This window comes from Leptothoe sp. EHU-05/26/07-4 (genome assembly GCF_043421015.1).
Lineage (GTDB): Bacteria > Cyanobacteriota > Cyanobacteriia > Phormidesmidales > Phormidesmidaceae > Leptothoe > Leptothoe turfae.
On sequence record NZ_JAXSQV010000002.1, the window covers coordinates 1,128,548 to 1,147,419 of the forward strand.

The 18,872-nt window shown below is 47.8% G+C and carries 10 protein-coding genes; 7 read left to right on the top strand and 3 right to left on the bottom strand.

Annotated elements, in window-relative coordinates; all coding sequences use genetic code 11:
* Window positions 1–41: 41 nt before the first annotated feature.
* The 3 genes from U2F10_RS06590 (at window position 42) to U2F10_RS06600 (ending at window position 5,109) form a co-directional block, all read left to right on the top strand.
* Window positions 42–3,548: a hybrid sensor histidine kinase/response regulator gene (locus tag U2F10_RS06590; RefSeq protein ID WP_499865467.1), complete on the top strand. Its 3,507-nt coding sequence runs from the start codon at window positions 42–44 to the stop codon at window positions 3,546–3,548.
* An 8-nt stretch (window positions 3,549–3,556) separates the two neighbouring features.
* Complete coding sequence (locus tag U2F10_RS06595; protein WP_163700374.1) at window positions 3,557–4,126, top strand: chemotaxis protein CheW; 570 nt, start codon at window positions 3,557–3,559, stop codon at window positions 4,124–4,126.
* 545 nt (window positions 4,127–4,671) lie between these two features.
* Window positions 4,672–5,109 (top strand): peptidoglycan-binding domain-containing protein, encoded by a 438-nt coding sequence (locus U2F10_RS06600; RefSeq protein ID WP_163670837.1) that lies wholly within the window; start codon window positions 4,672–4,674, stop codon window positions 5,107–5,109.
* A gap of 19 nt (window positions 5,110–5,128) precedes the next feature.
* Here the strand turns inward: U2F10_RS06600 and chrA are convergent, their stop codons facing one another.
* Both chrA and U2F10_RS06610 read right to left on the bottom strand, forming a co-directional pair.
* Complete coding sequence (gene chrA / locus U2F10_RS06605) at window positions 5,129–6,415, bottom strand: chromate efflux transporter (protein WP_499871387.1); 1,287 nt, start codon at window positions 6,413–6,415, stop codon at window positions 5,129–5,131.
* 91 nt (window positions 6,416–6,506) lie between these two features.
* Window positions 6,507–7,523, bottom strand: coding sequence for a sulfotransferase family protein (locus U2F10_RS06610; protein ID WP_163700381.1), 1,017 nt, complete (start codon window positions 7,521–7,523; stop codon window positions 6,507–6,509).
* A 2,059-nt stretch (window positions 7,524–9,582) separates the two neighbouring features.
* On the opposite strand from U2F10_RS06610, the gene sat reads away from it, so the two are divergent.
* The 4 genes from sat to U2F10_RS06630 all read left to right on the top strand — a co-directional run bounded on the left by sat (window position 9,583) and on the right by U2F10_RS06630 (window position 15,723).
* On the top strand, window positions 9,583–10,761 hold the full coding sequence (sat, locus tag U2F10_RS06615; protein ID WP_163670843.1) for a sulfate adenylyltransferase: 1,179 nt from the start codon (window positions 9,583–9,585) through the stop codon (window positions 10,759–10,761).
* Between the two features lie 567 nt (window positions 10,762–11,328).
* On the top strand, window positions 11,329–12,930 hold the full coding sequence (locus tag U2F10_RS06620) for an LA_3751/LA_3752 family putative glycosyltransferase (RefSeq protein WP_499060016.1): 1,602 nt from the start codon (window positions 11,329–11,331) through the stop codon (window positions 12,928–12,930).
* Between the two features lie 220 nt (window positions 12,931–13,150).
* Complete coding sequence (locus U2F10_RS06625; protein WP_499060018.1) at window positions 13,151–14,386, top strand: glycosyltransferase; 1,236 nt, start codon at window positions 13,151–13,153, stop codon at window positions 14,384–14,386.
* A 242-nt stretch (window positions 14,387–14,628) separates the two neighbouring features.
* Window positions 14,629–15,723 (top strand): tetratricopeptide repeat protein, encoded by a 1,095-nt coding sequence (locus tag U2F10_RS06630; RefSeq protein WP_499871389.1) that lies wholly within the window; start codon window positions 14,629–14,631, stop codon window positions 15,721–15,723.
* Window positions 15,724–15,734: 11 nt separating this feature from the next.
* On the opposite strand, the gene U2F10_RS06635 is transcribed toward U2F10_RS06630, so the two are convergent.
* Window positions 15,735–18,848 carry an efflux RND transporter permease subunit gene (locus U2F10_RS06635; RefSeq protein WP_499060022.1) on the bottom strand — a complete coding sequence of 1,038 codons (3,114 nt, stop codon included), beginning with the start codon at window positions 18,846–18,848 and terminating at the stop codon, window positions 15,735–15,737.
* Between the last annotated feature and the right edge of the window lie 24 nt (window positions 18,849–18,872).

The window sequence follows — 18,872 nt, forward strand, 5'->3', positions numbered from 1 at the left end:
CTTCTATATCAAAAATTATTCTGCTCTATTAAATTAAAGCCATGTCACATGAAGCAGATCGTGAGGTCTGGCTCAACTTCTTAGATGAAGTTGATGAATATCTCAACACCATTGAATCAGGATTAATCGGGCTTGCAGAAACCGGGGTGGATCCACAGCAAATGGACGCAGCGCTACGGGCAGCCCACACCATTAAAGGCATCGGCTCGATGATCGAATGCCCAGCAATGACCCATTTGGCCCATCGATTCGAAGATTCTTTGAAGATTATCAAAGTTCGTCGAAGCGCCATCCAAGTTGATGCTGCCTTGGAGATGCTGCTATTAAGGGGTCTGGACGGTATGCGCCAGATCAGTTCCCTGCATCGACAGGCCCTGCCCATTACCGATTCATGGCTCAAGGAGAATGTCTATCCCAGCTTTGAGAAGCTACACGATCGCTTAGGCGAAGTACAACCTAGTGATGAGCTGGCATTGCTCGCTGATGAGTCCGACGACAATACAGCCGTTGTCATGTTCGGAACTGAAGTAGAGGAGCTGTTGGAACGGCTAACATCGGTCTTGGACACACCAGGTTCTCCCTGTCTGCGGGAAGAACTAGAAATGATGGTGGAGGAATTGCACGACCTAGGAAAAATGCTAGAGCTAGATAGGTTTTGTCAGCTCTGTGAGTCGATCCATCAACACCTAGTGACGGCTGTTCCAGAACAAATAGAGCCCATTGCCCATAAATCTCTAGAACTTTGGCAGCGTTCTCAGGCACTGATCATGGTTGGCCAATTTGCGAAGCTACCCACTCAGTTAGAGATGCCTTCGGTCACCACAACTAATGAGTTTGACAACATTATCTTTGAGGCAGCTGATGCCATCCCAGATTGGGTAACAGACGTCCCTGAGATAGAAATTTCTGACCTTAAAACATTGGACACAAGCGCGGCAGCTGTTAGCTCTCCCGATATCGTGAGTGATGCTGAAGTCTTTGAGGAGAACCTCAATCAAATTGAGGTCACTATCCCAGAGGAGATCATCGTCGAGCCGGTATCGTCCGTAGACTACTCCATAACATCTTTAGAGAATGCAGAGTCTTTAGAGAATGCAACCCAGGTTTTTCCTGATAGTCCTAACCAGGACTTAGATGAGATTCAGGAAACGCAGCACGCAGCAGTAGAGGCCAATACGGACGTTTCCCCCAGCACCATTGATAGTGTCGATGGTACTCCCGATGACGCTGTAAATTCTGACAGTGCCATTGATTGGGCCAGCATTGAGGCAGCCATCGAGAATTTTGACCCAGCCGAGTTTCAATTTGATGATCCCTTAACTACCAACGAACCCACGGCAGCCCCTGAGAATCTAAAGACAGTTTTAGAACCCGAGGTTGAGTTTTCGTCCTTCTCTGCACCTGTTCAACCAGAGCCTGCTACTACCGCTGAAAAGGAAGTTTTTGAACCTCAAGTTGAGTTTTCGTCCTTCTTCCAACCTGCAGCACAAGCAGAGGAGCACGAAGAATTTGTAGAGATTTTTGTTGAGCCAGTAGAGTCTCCTGCTAAAAACACGCCAGAGGTTCAAGAAAATACCGTTCGAGTCCCGATTAAGCTGCTCACACAGCTAAACGACTTGTTTGGAGAATTGATCATCCAGCGTAACACCATGAACTCGCGCCTGGATCAAATGGAAGACTTAATGAATTTGTTCTCCCAACGAATGGTCAATTTAGAGGGAACAAATACAGAACTGCAGATGTTTTGTAATCAGCTCTCAGTGGATACATCTGTACCCCATATGAAGGCTAACAAGAATGAGGGTAAAGCTCAAGGGACAAAGCAGGGTAAACCCCAAATAGAAATTACAGGTGCGATCGCAACCACTGAACAAGCCTTTGACAGTCTAGAGCTTGATCGATACAGCGATCTACACCTTTTATCTCAGGATCAGCGCGAGACCCTGGTCCAATTACGGGAGGTGACCAGCGATGTCAAGCTTAACATGCGGGAAATCAAGCAGGCATCCAGCAACTTGAACCGCACCGCTAAATCATTACAAATCAACGTTACACGGGCCAGGATGCGCCCTCTCTCCGACATCGTTGAGCGCTTCCCCAGAACTGTACGAGAGCTATCTCTACAGTACGGAAAAGCAGTCGAGCTGAAGATCACCGGCGGAGCCACCCTGATTGATCGCTTTGTCGCAGTACACCTGCGCGATCCCCTCATGCACTTGCTACGCAATGCATTTGACCATGGCATCGAAGACGCCGAGACCCGGCAAATGCAAGGAAAACCACCCCAAGGAACCATTGAAATTCGAGCCGCTCACCGAGGTAACCAAACACTGATCTCCATCAGTGATGATGGTGCAGGCATTAACCTCACTAAAATTCGCAGTCGTGCCTATCAAATGGGCCTCACGGATGAAATACTTGATAGCATGAGCCAAGGCGACCTGCTGGGTATGATTTTTGAGCCTGGATTTAGTACAGCGGCCCAGGTCACCAACCTCTCAGGCCGAGGCATTGGCATGGATGTGGTACGCACTAACCTCGAAGAGATTCGAAGTGAGGTCAAAGTTGATACTCAACCTGGTCTTGGCACCACATTTACCATTAGCGTCCCCTTCACCCTATCAATCCTAAGGGTTCTACTGGTTGAAAGTGGCGGCATGCGACTGGCATTTCCCACCGACGGTATTGAGGAAATGATTCGCCTCAATACCGTGCAGGTCTTCGATTCTCCAGAGCAAAAGGTGATTAACTGGGAAGGGTTGACTGTGCCTCTAATTCAGCTAGACCAATGGTTAGATTTTCGCTGCCCATTACGGCCCACAACAACTGAAAGCACACCCATTATTAATGAGCCATCCATCCTAATCATTAATCGAGGAGAACGCCTCAGCGGTATTTATATTGACCGTTTCTGGGGAGAGCGAGAAGTCGTTATTCGCCAGGTTGAAAACGTTATTAGCTTGCCACCAGGCTTTAATGGTTGCACCATTTTGGAAGACGGTAATGTGGTGCCCTTGGCGGATGCAGCCAAGCTGCTGGAATGGATTGATAATGATAATGATGATACCATCTCCCCAAGAGGCTCCCAACCCTGGCAACAACTTTTACAATCCAGCGAAGAACCTGAGCCACCACGTCCCTTGGCCTTGCCCCAAGCGCAACAAACCAGCGTTCTGGTTGTTGATGACTCCATCAATATGCGTCAACTATTGAGAACAACTTTAGAGCAAGCGGGCTATAGCGTAGAGCAAGGCAAAGATGGTCAAGATGCCGTAGACCAATTGCTTGGCGGACTTGCTGTGGATGCCATTGTCTGTGACATTGAAATGCCACGACTAGATGGATATGGTGTATTGGCAGAGATTAAATCCGATTCTAAGCTGAAGGACCTACCCATCATCATGCTCACTTCGCGTGGCAGTGAAAAACACCGTCAACTAGCCATGCGTCTGGGCGCAACCGCCTATATCACCAAGCCCTATCAGGATCATGAGCTTCTGCAAATGATTGAGCAGGTACTTGAACAACAACCCCTTAGCGCAGTGTAATCAATCCCATGCCTATTCCCTCTCCCCTCAAATCTCGACGTCTGAGATCCCATAAAGGCGAAACAACTCAACAGGTCATTGTTTTCCAAATTCAATGCGAATGGTTTGCCCTACCCATTTTCACCGTCAAGAAAGTTATACCCAAAAGCGATACCCAAGGGAATTACCCTAATTCAGGCGCAGGGTTAACTGTCTACGAAGGCAAAGAACTACTCATTCTAGACATTGCTCAGCAGATTTTTGGCCATCGACCAAACTCAACCAGTTTTCCAGCAGCAGATTCAACCACAGAACCACCAGAAGCCACAGAACCATCACAACAAAAACCTGAAGAGGGTTATCTGCTGATTATCCGTAACCGCCATGGAGACATTATCGGATTACCCGTCACATCTTCTCCGACCGTACGTCGGTTTGCTGAGTCAGAAATTGTCCCCCTACCTGCCAACTACGCAGTTAAAGTCAATATGCAGTGCATTAGTGGGCTGATTATCCAAGCCGACAACCAGCCCATTCTGTTTCTTTTAAATCCAGATCAGCTGCTACATACTCAACCTTTGCTGCCACCAACCACTTAAATGGTGACCCCAAACGTCTGTACATCCAATAGTGGAACCTAATTAATTTTGGTTCTTAAGTAGCGCGGGAAATTTCAGTGACAAAAAAAGCCAGCATCCAGGAGGCAGGAAAGCGCTGGATGCTGGCTCCTAACTCCCTACCTATCCAGGGTGTCCCAGATTAAACGGATACCCCTAGAAAGTTCCAATTATAGTCAAAATCCATAGCTCTCAATCAGCAGAGCCCAAATTCTTGAGTTTTTAATTAAATCAAGTGCTTTAATGGGCCTGTGTGACCCATAGCACGAGATACTTAAGAAGTCAGATACTGATGAAAATATGTATCATAGACTACAAGTAATACTCTGGCCTGGAAAACTCTTAATCAATCATTACAATACGAGCTTTTTAACATGCAAATTGAGGCTGACTAAGTCATAAAGATGCAAATATTTTTGTGTCTTTATATCTCAAATTTCCGAATACAAGTTAAGTCTAGATGTTTTTACTGTTTCAGAAGACATCTACTTCAATCTACTCTAATTACCCTACTATCAAGGTGATTTATGATTTCCTCAACACCAAAAGCATTATTAAAGCTCGGTTCTAGTCACCAAAAAGTAATCAAATTACAACAGCTTCTCAGTCAAAAAGTAGGACCAATTTCTATCACAGGCATTTTTGACTATGAAACCGAGATTGCTGTCAAAACCTTTCAATCTCGCATGTTTCTAAAACCGGATGGAATTGTTGGATTTCTCACCTGGCAAGCTCTCTACACAAATGCCCCAGTCAATATGCCAACGTTGCGACAGGGGTGCCATGGCAGTGCAGTTGAATCGGTGCAAGAATTGCTCTCAATTGATTTATACTACACTGGCGTTATTCATGGTCAATTTGACCATGAAATGCATCAAGCGGTCAAGCGCTTTCAAGCGGATCAAGGTTTACCCACCACTGGAGTTGTTGATGCCCTAACCTGGCGGTTGCTCAGCGAGATTTAGACTCTCGCTGAGCAACAAACTACGGATAAAGCAGTATGCCGATGGCACCTGCAATGGGAATGATCAGGGCTACCTCAATTTTCCACTTGAGTAGCGCAGCCATGGATCCCCCAAAGATAACGGCTGTAACCAAGTAAGCGACCATGGGTTGACCAAGCTCTAACATAGGCTGGGCAAATGATATACCAGCTACAAAAATCAGTCCAACTACCGCAGGGCGAATTCCTTTGAGGGCTGCCTGGATAGACAATGACTGTTTAATACGCTGAAGTAAGTGCGAGCAGGTTAACATCAACATCGCTGGTGGGAAAAAGATACCCACTGTTGCCACCAGGGAACCCAAAATACCTTTGACTGAATAGCCAATGGCAGCGGCACTAATCAAAATCGGTCCCGGTGTCAGCTGCCCCAGTGCGATCGCATTTGTAAATTCTGGTTGAGTAATCCAGCCATAGGTGTTGACCACCAACTCCTGGATCATAGGAATAAACACATAGCCACTGCCAAACAACAGCAGACTCATGCCAGAAAAGGTGATAAATAAGCGAGCCAGACTATCATCACTGATAAATGGCAACGGCACGATATATAGCACCAAAAAGAAGCTCAGAAATACAAATGAGGCAATAATATCGCCTTTAGAAACCTTGGACTCAGCCACTGGTGCTGGGTTTTCATCCAGGGCTGCCTGTCGCTTCACCTCATTGAAATACCAGAAGTAACCGACAATACCAGAGATGGCCACAATCAATAATGTTGTATAGAAGCCACCCACAAACTTCAAAAACAGGGCAGATATAACCGCAATTAAAATCGCTCGCCAGTTGCGAATCGACTTTATTGTTTTCTTACCCATACGCCAGGCCGCAGCCAAGATAATGGCCACCATAGCTGGGATAAAAGCCATAAAAGCCTTCTCTACCGCTGGGATAGACTCGAATCGCTTAGCGTAGATAGAAAAGATAACCAGTATCAGGTAGGAGGGCAACAGCGAACTAACGCTGGTAACCAGGGCACCTAAATTCCCACGAATTCGATAGCCCACATAGGCAATCACATTGGCGGCCATTGGCCCAGGTAAAACGGCTGCAAGGGAAATACCATCCAGCATATCTTCATGGGTCATCAGCTTACGTCGCTGTACCACAAAGCTTTCTACCACAGAGATCAAAGACATAAATCCGCCAAAGGCGGTGCTGCCGATCTTGAGAAATGTCCAAAACAGGTAGCTAAAGCTAACAGCTTCCCGTTCATTTGCAGATGCACTCGGCCCCTCGGGCTGAGTGGCCATAGTGTTCTTAGTCATGGGTAGTGCAGATAAGATGTGCTATTTACTAACTCAACATGATGGATCGGGATGCTCCCAACCCACCATTGTTGTTACACTCGGAAAATCATTACGAGACAGTGGTCAGCGGACGACGATCCTTAATTGCTTGAAGCAATGCCGCCTGACGCTCACGGCGACCCAGATCTTCTGCATCCATAGTCTCTTTTCTCTCAGCCTTCAGACGCTGATTCTCAGCATCAAACTGAGCAATCTCCTCAGCACTGAAGGTAGCCACATCGTTTGGGGATGTTTGAGTACGCTCATAGCCCAAGGCATCTAGAACATCACCAGCCACCAATTCAAAGATTTTCACATCCTCTTCAGATGCCTGCGTTAAGAACTTTTTGGTATTCTGATTCATGATGGGCTTGGTCACATTGTTCCAGAGAGAGCTGGATGAAGCCGTATTTTTAGCTTCACTGGACTCATGAAAACTCATCATTGAAGGGCTATATTCCACCTCTAGAAACTTACACAGGGCCTTGAGACTTTCCTCAGGAGACCCGGTTAGAGACTCATAGCTGATGCTAAAGAACTGATTTTCATCAAACTTCTCACGCATCTTTAGGGCTGCACGCTGAGCTTTTGCCCAATCCTGTGCAATATGATAGAAGTGCTTTTGCCCAATAACAGCCTTCTTAAAGGAGACCGCTACATCTCTACCATCCCTATATAGGTAAAGATACTTTGCCTTAGGAAGATACTCATTAATCTCGGGCACATAGTGAACATTAGCCAAACTCTTGCAACACCAGGTTTCTGCCCCCCGGGTTTCTGCTAGAACATCGTAAACAGCAGAAAATACAGCAACTAGAGAATTTTGAGTGCAACGGTTGGTGATGTCTTGCCGATCTAAAACAACACCTTCCCAAGGGACCGGATTAAGTTCAATCAGCCGACAAACATCATCAACTAGCTGAGCAAATGTAGATGCATCCGAGAGATCCTCATAAGCAGACATTAGAGGCATTAATCTCTGCAAAATATGTGGTGGATGAGGTGCCTCAATCATAGGTATCTGGTTCAACATTAATCGCATTAAGTTTGAACCAGAACGCTGAGTACCAATCATTAATATAGACATAGCCCTGTTTTACTCCGCAAAAAACTGACTTAAAAAACTGACTTAAGAGAATATAGATCTTTGCAACAATCCAGCAGCTTAGCAGGCTGTACGCCATAGCGTACTACAGCTGAAGCCGGTTAGCAACCCATCAATGCGCTCATTGAGTGTCAACAACTGTTCGTTGTTAAAATAGCGTATGCACAACAACTTAATCGGCATGCAGAGACTCACTCTGCATGCAAAAACCATCTTGAAGAGCAGTCGATCAAAACACCAAGACACCCTTGAGAGCCTTACTTATAGCAAGGTAACGCATTTATAAATGCAGCAAAATTGACAAAAACAACCTGCCATCCCAGAAAAACCGTGATAATCGTGGGAGTATTGCCAGCACAGACAACAACTACTTAAGAAACTTGCTAAAAACAACTAGTCAACAGCAAAAGCAGCTTGTTCATACTCGAAACAGAACACCAGCCGCCTTTGCAACACAAACGCTAACAAATCGAAATAGCCTACAAGCATAGGCTAATTGTCAAAATTAAAACCACTTTCTAGACGGCTATCAGATAGTATAGAAACCCTTAGCCAAGCACTAGAAAAAGGTGTGAAAAGGTCAACAATCTCTCAAAAACACCTAAGTAAGATTTCAATGAGAAAGATTAACAACCATATGGTTTTTCAATATGCTCAACACATTTTTGTATATTTACACTCCCAACGTTTCACACCACAAAAAGCAGCATACTCCTCCAGAAGGAAGAACCTGTACTTAAGCCCATAATAGTCTCAAAACTTATTCCATCAGCCATTTGGCCTAAAGAACATGAAGCTTTTATAGGACTTTAGACTATCTTAAAAATAAACGTTGTCAGTAATAATACCAGCTTTATTTGATTTTTGTTAACTTTGATTTTTTTTCGAAGTTGGTTGCCCTATTCATCTGGGTAGAAAGAACATAGTCCAGGAATACCAAGGATTTCTCCCTGCTGACAATCTGCTCTTATCAGAGTTGCCCCATGACTCGACATTTCTAGAAAACATTGTTTGTTTATCAAGCTCCTGTAGCATCAATACGTTCAGGATTCATGTTGTATTCGATACAAACTATCAAAGCATTTTTACTGATGAGTCAACGCTACTTTTTATACTCTGGAAGAAATACAGAAAACGACATCAACAATTAATTCTGATCGAATAAAAACATTCATTCCATGGAACTGTTGGCAGTTTTTTAATGATTGAGTTAAACAAGTATTATTGTTTAGGCTACGTTAGAGTTTGTGCAGGGACCATAGTTAGAAAATATGGAAAGGGCTTTGACAGCCATGATGCTTGGCAACGATAGCACCCACATAGGAGTGAAGTGGTCACTAAATGCCGCATAGAGCTATTAAAAATTGCGCTGTATAGACTGTAGTGAATGATGTTCTAGTTGCAATCGCTTACCCAAAAAGTAAGTAGCTGCCAGGCATCTACTGTTTGATAAAAGGGCATCTCACTTGAGCTTTTTTTAAGCTCTAAAGGCCGATACTGGCTTCAAGCGAGTAAAGGTCAATGACATCTATGATTAAACGATGTGTATAACTAAAGACAGCAATTTATATGGCTAGAAGATAATCTACAGCCAGAAGGAAATAATTATGTTGAATATATAGATCTAGACAAAAGGAAGTATGAAAAAGCATAGACAAAGGCATAAAGTATTTGTAAATGTAGGCTTGTTTACTATCATTTCATGACGTTTAAAGCTAACCATTCTCAGGGGTTGGTGTCGTAGGGGTGTGCTTCTATTCAGATAATTTTGGCTAACTGATGTGAGGGTTGTCTCTTGCACATGTAGTTTGCTGAGAATGTTTTTAGCTAGTTGTTTTGTTTTGCTCAAACAAAGACTAGCCAATGTTCACAGTATGCTTTGTGGCCATCCCCCATCGATTTCTCACTGGAATAAACTGCAAAAAACTGCTTAATTGGAGAAGAGAAGAACAATCACAGGCGTATGTCCGAGGCTTGTTTTTTCGATTTTTATTGTTGAATGTATTCTGGGTTAAGAATAAAGACGCAAAGGAGATGAACTATGTCTGCAGGTTTAATTGAGCCCCATGGTAAACAGCTAATCAATCGCTCTTTGGAAGGCCATGAGCGTCAGGATACTTTTGAACAGGCGCATGCGCTACCACGTATTACGCTTTCTAAGCGCAACATTGCTGATTTGCAGTGTATTGCAACCGGTATCTACAGTCCCCTAGAAGGATTTGTAAATGAAGCTGACTATAATTCAATTGTTAAAGATATGCGTCTCAGCAATGGACTAGCATGGTCCATTCCTGTAACGCTACAAATTCCTGAATCAGACGCTGAAAAGTGCCGCCTAGATAGCCAGATAGCCCTAGCTCATCCCAATGGCGAGATTCTGGCAGTCATGACAGTTAAGAGTAAGTTCACCCCTGACCAAGACCACGAAGCCCAGAATGTTTATCTTACCACTGAGGATGCTCACCCCGGTGTGAAGGCCATGAAGGCTGAGGGGCCTGTGTATTTAGGGGGTCCCATCTCACTGGTTAATGATATTCCTTACGACAACTTCTTGGAGTATCGTCTTAGCCCTGTGCAGACTCGCCTGGAATTTGCTAACCGCGAGTGGAATACTGTTGTGGCCTTCCAAACCCGTAATCCTATCCACCGGGCCCATGAGTACATCACTAAAACAGCCCTTGAGACTGTTGATGGCCTCTTTATTAACCCACTGGTGGGTATGACTAAGTCTGACGATATCCCAGCAGATGTTCGAGTGAAGTGCTATGAGACTATCATGAGCCTTTACTATCCTAAGGATCGCACCTTGTTGGGTGTTTTCCCCGCAGCCATGCGCTATGCCGGTCCTCGTGAGGCAATTATGCATGCGATCGCACGTCAGAACTATGGTTGCACTCACTTCATTGTTGGTCGTGATCACGCTGGTGTCGGTGACTATTATGGGACCTACGACGCGCAGACGTTGTTCCGCGAGTTCAATGCAGATGAATTGAAAATTCAGCCCGTTAAGTTTGAGCATGCCTTCTACTGCAAACTGACTGGCGGTATGGCGACGGCTAAGACCAGCCCCAGCGCTAAGGAAGATCGCATTCACCTATCTGGCACCAAGGTTCGCGCCATGCTAAGAGACGGAAAGAAGCCACCTGCTGAGTTCACTCGTCCTGAGATTGCGCAGATTTTGATCGATTCTATGCAAGCTCCCGCGTTGAGTGCCGTTTAGATGCGATTTAGAAAATACGCGATCTAACCAAGATCATGATTCAAACAAGTTTGCCTGATATGGGTAAGCTTTAATCTGAGGCAGCCCCCCGTCCATGCGCAAGCTGACGGGGGGCTGCTAATAGTATGTCTGCCCATCACTCCTACGACTGCAAGTGCTTGTGCTCTTAATTGTACTCCTACTTGTTCTATCTAGATTTTCTACGCCAATGCTGGTCGTGGTTAGACTCTTGTTGGCAACGATGTCAGCCTAGATGTCAGCCTATTTCTGGCAAGCACAACAACTTTTAGCTGAGCCTTCGGTAACAAGTTAGTTGGCAGCCAAGAGCAACCCATTAGATCGATCGTTTAGGAAAGCTTTGCAAAAACCATGGCCATTTTAAAGCTTGTTGCAAGTATTAGACCGTCTGTACTGAGCAAAGCATAAAGTTCTGTGGAAGTTAGCAAGCTTATGGACCAATTGTTCTGGCAAGTCCGTAAGAATACAGATAAATACTAAGCTTAAAAATCTAACTATGTAATGCTCAAATCAAGGAAGTGGTTGTCCTGGATTTTACCTGGACTCATATTGATATTAGGAATAGGGTTAAGTCTAGGCCTGCAGGTACACAACCGCGATGGAGTATTTTTCAGCAGCGATGCGGGTTTAAAAGCCCTCCTGGCCCAACAGTTTAGCACTGGCACATGGCAGGCCTCCTTAGAGATTCCCCAACCAACCTGGGTGTTAACCCTCTGGCGACAGGGATTGTATCCCTTTGCACCGCCCTATGCCTATGAACAACAGGGCAATTACTTTATTACCTTTCCGTTTGCCTTTCCAGCGATTACCGCTCCGTTTTATGCGCTGATGGGCTACTACGGTTTTTATGTGGTGCCACTGGTTTCCCTGTGGATCATTTGGCTCCGGTTCTGGCAGCTGTGTCGGGTATGGCAAATCCGCTCACGATTCATCGCCCTCAGCTTGGGGCTAATGATTTTGGCATCGCCTCTGACCCTGTATGGAGCCATGTACTGGGAGCATACCCTGGCAGTAGCACTGGCCTTTTGGGGGCTGTCCGGGCTTTTGTTACATGCTTTACCCCAGGGGGCAAACGATCGCATCAGCATCAATGAGGCCCTAGTGAATGGTGCCTGTATCGGACTGTCGGTATGGTTACGACCAGAGTTTTTGTGTATGGTCATCATCTTGGCAGCCATGACAGTGGCCAGCCATGCATCTCGACTACCCAAACGATTATGGGTGATTGTGCCCCAGGGATTAACCCTGGGCTTAGTGATTGCCTTTACCGGGGCGATGGCGCTAACAGTATTGGGCCTACTTGGCGTTAACAGCGTTATTTATGGCCATCCCTTGGGCATCTATGTTTGGCACGCCCCCTTATCCCTTGGGCAAAGGTTCGCTCAGATTGGGCGTAATTATGGGTTCATGGTAGTTTCCCTGGTGCGTTATTTCCCGGCGGTGCTCCTGGCGTTGGGACTGCCCTGGATCATGCAGGGACGAACACGTGCTGCCAGCATGGTGCTGCTAGTGATAGGGGTGACGTTTGCGATCGCAGTTCCCCTGATTGCCCCATCTGGAGTCGACGATCCACAGTGGGGGCCTAGACTGTATCTAATCTTGGTACCGCTCACCGGTTTGATAGTGGCCGCTGGGCTCGATCAACTGTGGCCAGATAGCCCGAAACGCTGGGGTGCTATGGCCGCTGTAGCATTGATGCTAACGGTGGGAACCCATGCCAATCTGGTGAATGGCGGTCTGAATACCTACGTCGATCCTCAAACAAACTCTATTTCTCTGCCCAGTAACCATGGGCCTGTGGCCCCTGCCATTGCCGCCTTAGCCACCTATAACGAACCCTGGGTTGCCATGGCACAGCAGCAGATTGCCCAACAACTCTGGCCCAGTGCGCGATTGAAGACTTTTTTTCGCACCGAAACCGATGAGGCCATTGAGCAGTTAGCGTCAGAACTCGTCAACCAGGGCGAGTCGTCATTTCTATATATTTGCTATGCTGACGTCCCCTGTGCTGCCACTGGCAAAGGGACCCTAACCTCCGTATTATTCAGAGGGGATAATGATCATGACACCGCAATGAGTATATCCTTTAAGTCATTGGGTACCTTTGGTAAATATCCGTTCTATCGCGGACTTATACAGACTAAGCAGTAACCTAAATATTAACGAAACCGTAGTCTAAAACAATAGTTAAAGTACTATCAACTAACCCATACAGGTGAGTTGCATGCAATGGACCTGAACGGTAATTTATATCCCGGTGCTGCTGATCCGAACGATGATTCCATCTGTCAAATTTAGGCTTTTAGCAAGTTTTACGGAGCAATTCATCCTCTAAATCAGCAACAGCTATATCTCCTGTAGATATTTATCGATGACTTATATCTCTGAGCTGGTTAAGCCTCCCCAAGGGCCGCTAAGGATCGCATCTACCCCTGCGAATCTACCCTTTTCTCTGGTTATTCCCACCTATAACGAAAGCAAGAATGTCGGCAAGCTGGTGGCGCACCTGGTGGCGCTACTGGACAATCTGTTGCCAGACCAGTACGAGCTGATTGTAGTGGACGATGACAGCCCCGATAAAACGTGGGAAGTGGCCCAAAAGCTCACATCTCACTATCCCCAGCTACGGGTGATGCGGCGGCAGGAAGAACGAGGGTTATCGTCAGCGGTAATCCGAGGCTGGCAGGTGGCGCAGGGAGAAATTTTAGGCGTCATCGATGCGGATCTACAGCACCCGCCTGAGACCCTGAAGCACATGGTGAACCATGTGCAAGATGGGGCTGATCTATCCGTGGCCAGCCGTCATATTGAAGGGGGTGGCGTCAGTGACTGGAGCCCGTTGCGGCGTTTTTTGTCGCGCGGGGCGCAGATGTTGGGGCTGTTGATTTTACCCAGGGTTGTCGGTCGGGTGAGCGACCCCATGAGCGGTTATTTTATGGTGCGTCGCAGCGCCATTGCTGGCCATACCCTCAACCCCCTGGGCTACAAAATCCTGCTGGAGGTGATTGGTCGCGGCCATGTGGGCGACATTGCCGAGGTGGGCTATGTTTTCCAAGAGCGTAAGGCAGGAGAAAGCAAAGTCACCTGGAAACAGTATGTGGAGTATTTGGGCCATTTGGTACGGTTGCGATCTCAGGGTCGCATTGCCCGCATCCGTCAGAAATTTCCCATCGGTCGATTTTTGCGGTTTGGCCTGGTGGGGCTGAGCGGCGTGTTTGTGGATATGGCGGTGCTCTATTTGCTGAGTGACCCAAGCACCCTGGCCTGGGGGTTAACCCGCAGCAAAATTGTGGCGGGAGAAGTGGCGATTTTAAATAACTTTTTGTGGAATGATGCCTGGACCTTTGCAGACATTTCGCGATCGCAACAGGGTTGGGGAGCCCGGCTCAAACGATTCCTTAAATTTAATGTGGTCTGCCTGTCGGGGTTGGTGCTAAACGTGCTGCTGCTGAACCTGATCTTTAACGTCATCTTTGGGCAGCAATATCGATATTTAGCAAACTTGATTGCGATCGCAGTCGTTACCGCCTGGAATTTCTGGATGAACCTAAAGCTGAGCTGGCGTGTGACCCAAGTGAAGAAAACAAATTCTCAAGAGAAAAGTTAACCACTGCTGGCTTAGTAGAACTACCCTAGCCAGTAATTTTTAGCTTAAATTCTCTCAAGGCTTGATAATGAGCAAATGTCTTGCCACATCACCCCTGAAATTTTCAAGCACCTTTACAAGAAAAACAACAAGGGCTCTTATTAGTCATAGTTTTGTTTTGATTAGTAACAGCTACGGCCATGGGTTCGGAATATTAAACCAGTCTCATGTAATTACTGGGCAGTCCTTTTTGAGACTTACCCATGGGTTTACCTATCCTCAAAACTATCTCCGCAACGGTACTGCCAGCCATTGCATTTGATACCTTAGCCCAGGCAACCCAGGATGGGAAGGCAAAGAAAACAGTCAACTACCGTGCTGCTGTTCGGCTAAAAGTAGACGAGCTAATGCAGCAAGGCATTGAACAGTATCAGGCAAGTCTATTGGGGACGGCCCTTAAAACCTGGCAGTTGGCACTCAATATTTCCAGCGAACTTGGAGATCGACCCGGTGAAGGTAGAGTGCTGGGAAATCTGGGTCTGGTGTATAACAGTTTGGGGCAGTATGAGCGGGCGATTGATTGCTACGAAAAGAGTTTAGCCATTGTGCGTGACATTGGCGATCAAAAGCGAGCAGGAAGAGTCCTCGGCAATTTGGGCAGTGTTTACTTTGGCTTGGGGCAGCAGCAGCGGGCGATTCAACTGTATAGGCAGCGGCTGGCCATTGTTTGTGAACTTGGGGACCAGGTGGAGCATGGTAAAGCACTGGGAAATTTGGGCAATGCTTATTTTGCCCTGGGGCACTATGAACGGGCGATTGAAGTTTATTATAAACGACTTGCGATCGCCCGTGAAATTACCGATCGCCCTGGAGAAAGCGATACCCTCGGAAATTTAGGCAATGCCTATCTAAAACTGGGGGATTATGGGCGGGCCATTGACCTCTATGGACAACAGCTGGTAATTACGGTTGAGCTGGGTGACCAACAGGGGGAAGGCAATGCTCTGGGGAACTTGGGCGTAGGGTATCGCAACCTGGGACACTATGAAGAGGCCGTAGAATGTTATCAGCAACGACTTGCGATCGCTCGCGAGATTGGCGACCGGCGAGGGGAAGAAAACACATTGAGAAATTTAGGATTCTTGTTTAAGTCTCAAGAACAACCGGAACTGACCATTCTCTTCTATGGGCAAGCAGTGAAGGTACAAGAAGAGATCCGTCAAGATTTCACGGACAGAACCTTGCTCCGGGCCTATACAGAGAAGGTTGCCGATACATACCATGCCCTGGCTGACGCCCTGTTTGAGCAGGGACATATTTGCAAAGCACAACAGATTCTCAACCTTCTCGCAGTTTAAGTCTCCTCAACTTAAGTCTCTTTAATCTGTTTAAGACCAGGGACTAACCATCGACCAAACTGGGCATAGAGGGCGGGAAGCACCAGTAGTGTAAGGGCCGTAGATGTAAACAAACCACCCAACACAACAATGGCTAGCGGCTGTAGAATTTCGTTCCCGGCTCCGCTTGCCAGGGCCAGGGGCAGCATTCCCAGGGCAGAGGTGAGGGCCGTCATCAAAATGGCATTGACTCGCTCTAAAGCCCCCTGGGCAATCACATCTTTGGAATGCATTCCCTGGGCAAATTTTCTGTTGTAGTTATCCACCAGCAACAATCCGTTGCGTACGGCCACACCAAACAGGGTAATAAAACCGATCAGTGAGGCAACGGACATAACACCCCCCGTCAACAGAATGGAAACAATGCCACCCACCAGCGCTAAGGGCAGATTGACCATAATAGCCACAGTGGCCGGTAGAGATTTGACTGAGAAAAACATCAGTACGGCAATGGCGATGGCCGCCAGGAGGCTATACACCAGCAAACTGTTGGTAGCCCGCTGCTCAGATTCAAACTGACCGCCATACTGGATAAAGTAGCCATTGGGCAGAGTCACATTTTGGCGAATCTGGGTCTGAATATCGCCGACAACGCTACCTAAATCTCGCTCGGCTACATTGGCTGATACCACAATCAGTCGAGATACATCTTCTCGATTCACCACATTCGCCCCCATACCGTAGTCTACGGTGGCTACGGTCTCCAGCGGAATGCTCTCTCCAGTGGGTGTGGAGAGGGGGATTGCTCGAATCGCGTCCAGGCTATTGCGAGCAGAGTCTTGAAGACCGACGATAATGTCAATCAGTTGTTGGTTTTCAGGTATTTGGGAGACTATACGCCCGTTTAGGGCTGTTTCCACCAGCTCTGAGATGGCGGCCATATTGAGGCCGTAGGTGGCGGCGGCTTCGCGGTTGTACTGAATGTGTACCTGGCGAATGGGGAGCTGAGGTTCTAGCTGCAAGTCGACTACACCTGCAATAGGTTCGATTACATCGCGCACCTGTTCACCGATACTGCGTAATTCTGCCAGGTCAGAGCCAAAGATTTTGATTGCGATCGCACTCCTCACCCCAGACAGCACCTCATCCATCCGGTGGGAGATAAACCCGCCAATATTCGGTGCCACACCAGGCAGCTTAAGAAATGTCTCCCGTAGTTCTTGCACGCTGGCGTCTCGATCGCTCAGGGCCAGATCACTCAGTTCAATATCCACATGGGCCATGTTCACCCCGGCACCATCTGCATCCCCCGGTGCCCGTCCCGCCCGTACCTGCACCCATTCATATAAAGGGTTGTCCTGGAGAGACGTCGCTAAGGCATTGCCTGCACCATGGGTAATATCCAGTGAGATACCGGGAAACAACACCATGGAGTTCACAAGAGATTTCTCTTGAAACTCGGGTAAGAACACTCTCCCCAGGGAGGGCACCACAGTCACCGTTGCCACCAGTGCCGCCAATGCCCCTGCCAAAATCAGCTGGGGTGCTCTGATGGAGAGATTTAACAACGGGCGGTACAGCCGCTCCACCCAGCGCGATACCCAAGTCCCCTCCTGGGGCAGGGGCTGATTTGCCAGGAGAATCGCACAGAGTGCTGGAGAAAGGGTCATGGCCACCAGTGTGGAGGCCGCAATGGAGAACAGATAGGCCAAGCCCATGGGAGCAAAGATACGCCCTTCCACACCCGTCAGGCTAAAAATGGGAGCAAACACCACCACAATGATCACCGTGGAGAAAATCACCGCCAGCCGCACCTGTACCGAGGTTTCGTAAACCACCTGAAAAGGAGATTTAGGACCGCCCTCGGCCTGGTTGCGCCGTAGACCGCGATAGCAGTTCTCCATATCCACAATGGCGTCATCCACCACGGAACCAATGGCTACCACCAGTCCCCCCAGGGTCATGGTGTTGATGCCCAGGCCAAAGGTCTTCATAAACAACAAACCAATGAGCAAGGATAGGGGAATAGCACTCAGGGTGATAATCGCCGTACGCCAGTTCATTAAAAACAGCAGCATAATCACCGAGACAATGATGATGCCCTGCACCAGGGAGCCGCTGACATTGCGAATGGCAGAGTCAATAAAGTTGGACTGACGGAAGGTACGCACCACCTGCACATCCGTGGGAAAAGTGGGCTGCAAAGACGCCATGACAGCTTCCACAGCCTTAGTGACTGTGGGTGTGTCCACATCCGGCTGTTTGTTGATCATCAACACCACTGCGGGCTGGCCGTTAAAGCTAGCATCGCCGCGCTTGAGGGCTGCCCCGGTTTGCACTTGGGCCACATCCCGCAACAGAATTGGTTCACCGTCCTGAACCTTCACCACAGACTGTTGCAAATCGGCAATGGACTGCACCTGACCGATACCGCGCACCAGCAGTTCCTGGCCACCGCCAATTAGAAAACCACCCGGCGCATTGGCATTGGCAGCCTGGGCCGCCTTGGTCACATCGTTGAGGGAGAGATTGAGCGCCCGCAGCTGTTCTGGGTCAACTAAGACCTGCTGCTGACGCTCTTCACCGCCGTAAACGGTTACCTGAGAAACACCGGGTACTGAGAGAATCTGGTTGCTGAGGGTGACCTCTACCAAACGGCGTAGCTCCATCAGTGAGGTTTGCCCGGTGTCTTCTACGGTAAAGGCATACTGCAGAATAGTGCCCAAGGGAGAAACGAGGGGAGAAATCTCAGGGGGATGGGTTCCCTCGGGGAGCTGGTTGGCCACCTGTTGCAGGCGTTCTGTAACGGCCTGACGGGCTCTGTAGATGTCAGCGTTTTGCTCAAATATCACCTGCACCATAGACAGACCTACCTTGGAAGACGATCTCACGGTGGTCACCCCTGGCAGACCATTTACGGCACTTTCCATAGGCACCGTAATCTGGGTTTCTACTTCCTCGGGGGCTAACCCAATGGCTTCCGTTTGAATATCCACCTGCGGTGGGGCAAAGGGGGGAAAGACATCCAGCGGCATCTGGGTGATGCTAAACGCTCCCCAAAGGGTGACGATAATGGCCAACATTACGATGAGCCATCGTTGGGCAATGGAGTTTTTTAGGATTCGATCCAGAATCGAGTTCAACATAGTGATCTGAGGGCGTCTGCCTGA

Excerpts from the sequence above, each read along its gene's own strand:
- U2F10_RS06590 (WP_499865467.1), top strand. The coding sequence starts at position 42 with ATGTCACATGAAGCAGATCGTGAGGTCTGGCTCAACTTCTTAGATGAA.
- U2F10_RS06595 (WP_163700374.1), top strand. The coding sequence starts at position 3,557 with ATGCCTATTCCCTCTCCCCTCAAATCTCGACGTCTGAGATCCCATAAA.
- U2F10_RS06600 (WP_163670837.1), top strand. The coding sequence starts at position 4,672 with ATGATTTCCTCAACACCAAAAGCATTATTAAAGCTCGGTTCTAGTCAC.
- chrA (WP_499871387.1), bottom strand. The coding sequence starts at position 6,415 with ATGACTAAGAACACTATGGCCACTCAGCCCGAGGGGCCGAGTGCATCT.
- U2F10_RS06610 (WP_163700381.1), bottom strand. The coding sequence starts at position 7,523 with ATGTCTATATTAATGATTGGTACTCAGCGTTCTGGTTCAAACTTAATG.
- sat (WP_163670843.1), top strand. The coding sequence starts at position 9,583 with ATGTCTGCAGGTTTAATTGAGCCCCATGGTAAACAGCTAATCAATCGC.
- U2F10_RS06625 (WP_499060018.1), top strand. The coding sequence starts at position 13,151 with ATGACTTATATCTCTGAGCTGGTTAAGCCTCCCCAAGGGCCGCTAAGG.
- U2F10_RS06630 (WP_499871389.1), top strand. The coding sequence starts at position 14,629 with ATGGGTTTACCTATCCTCAAAACTATCTCCGCAACGGTACTGCCAGCC.
- U2F10_RS06635 (WP_499060022.1), bottom strand. The coding sequence starts at position 18,848 with ATGTTGAACTCGATTCTGGATCGAATCCTAAAAAACTCCATTGCCCAA.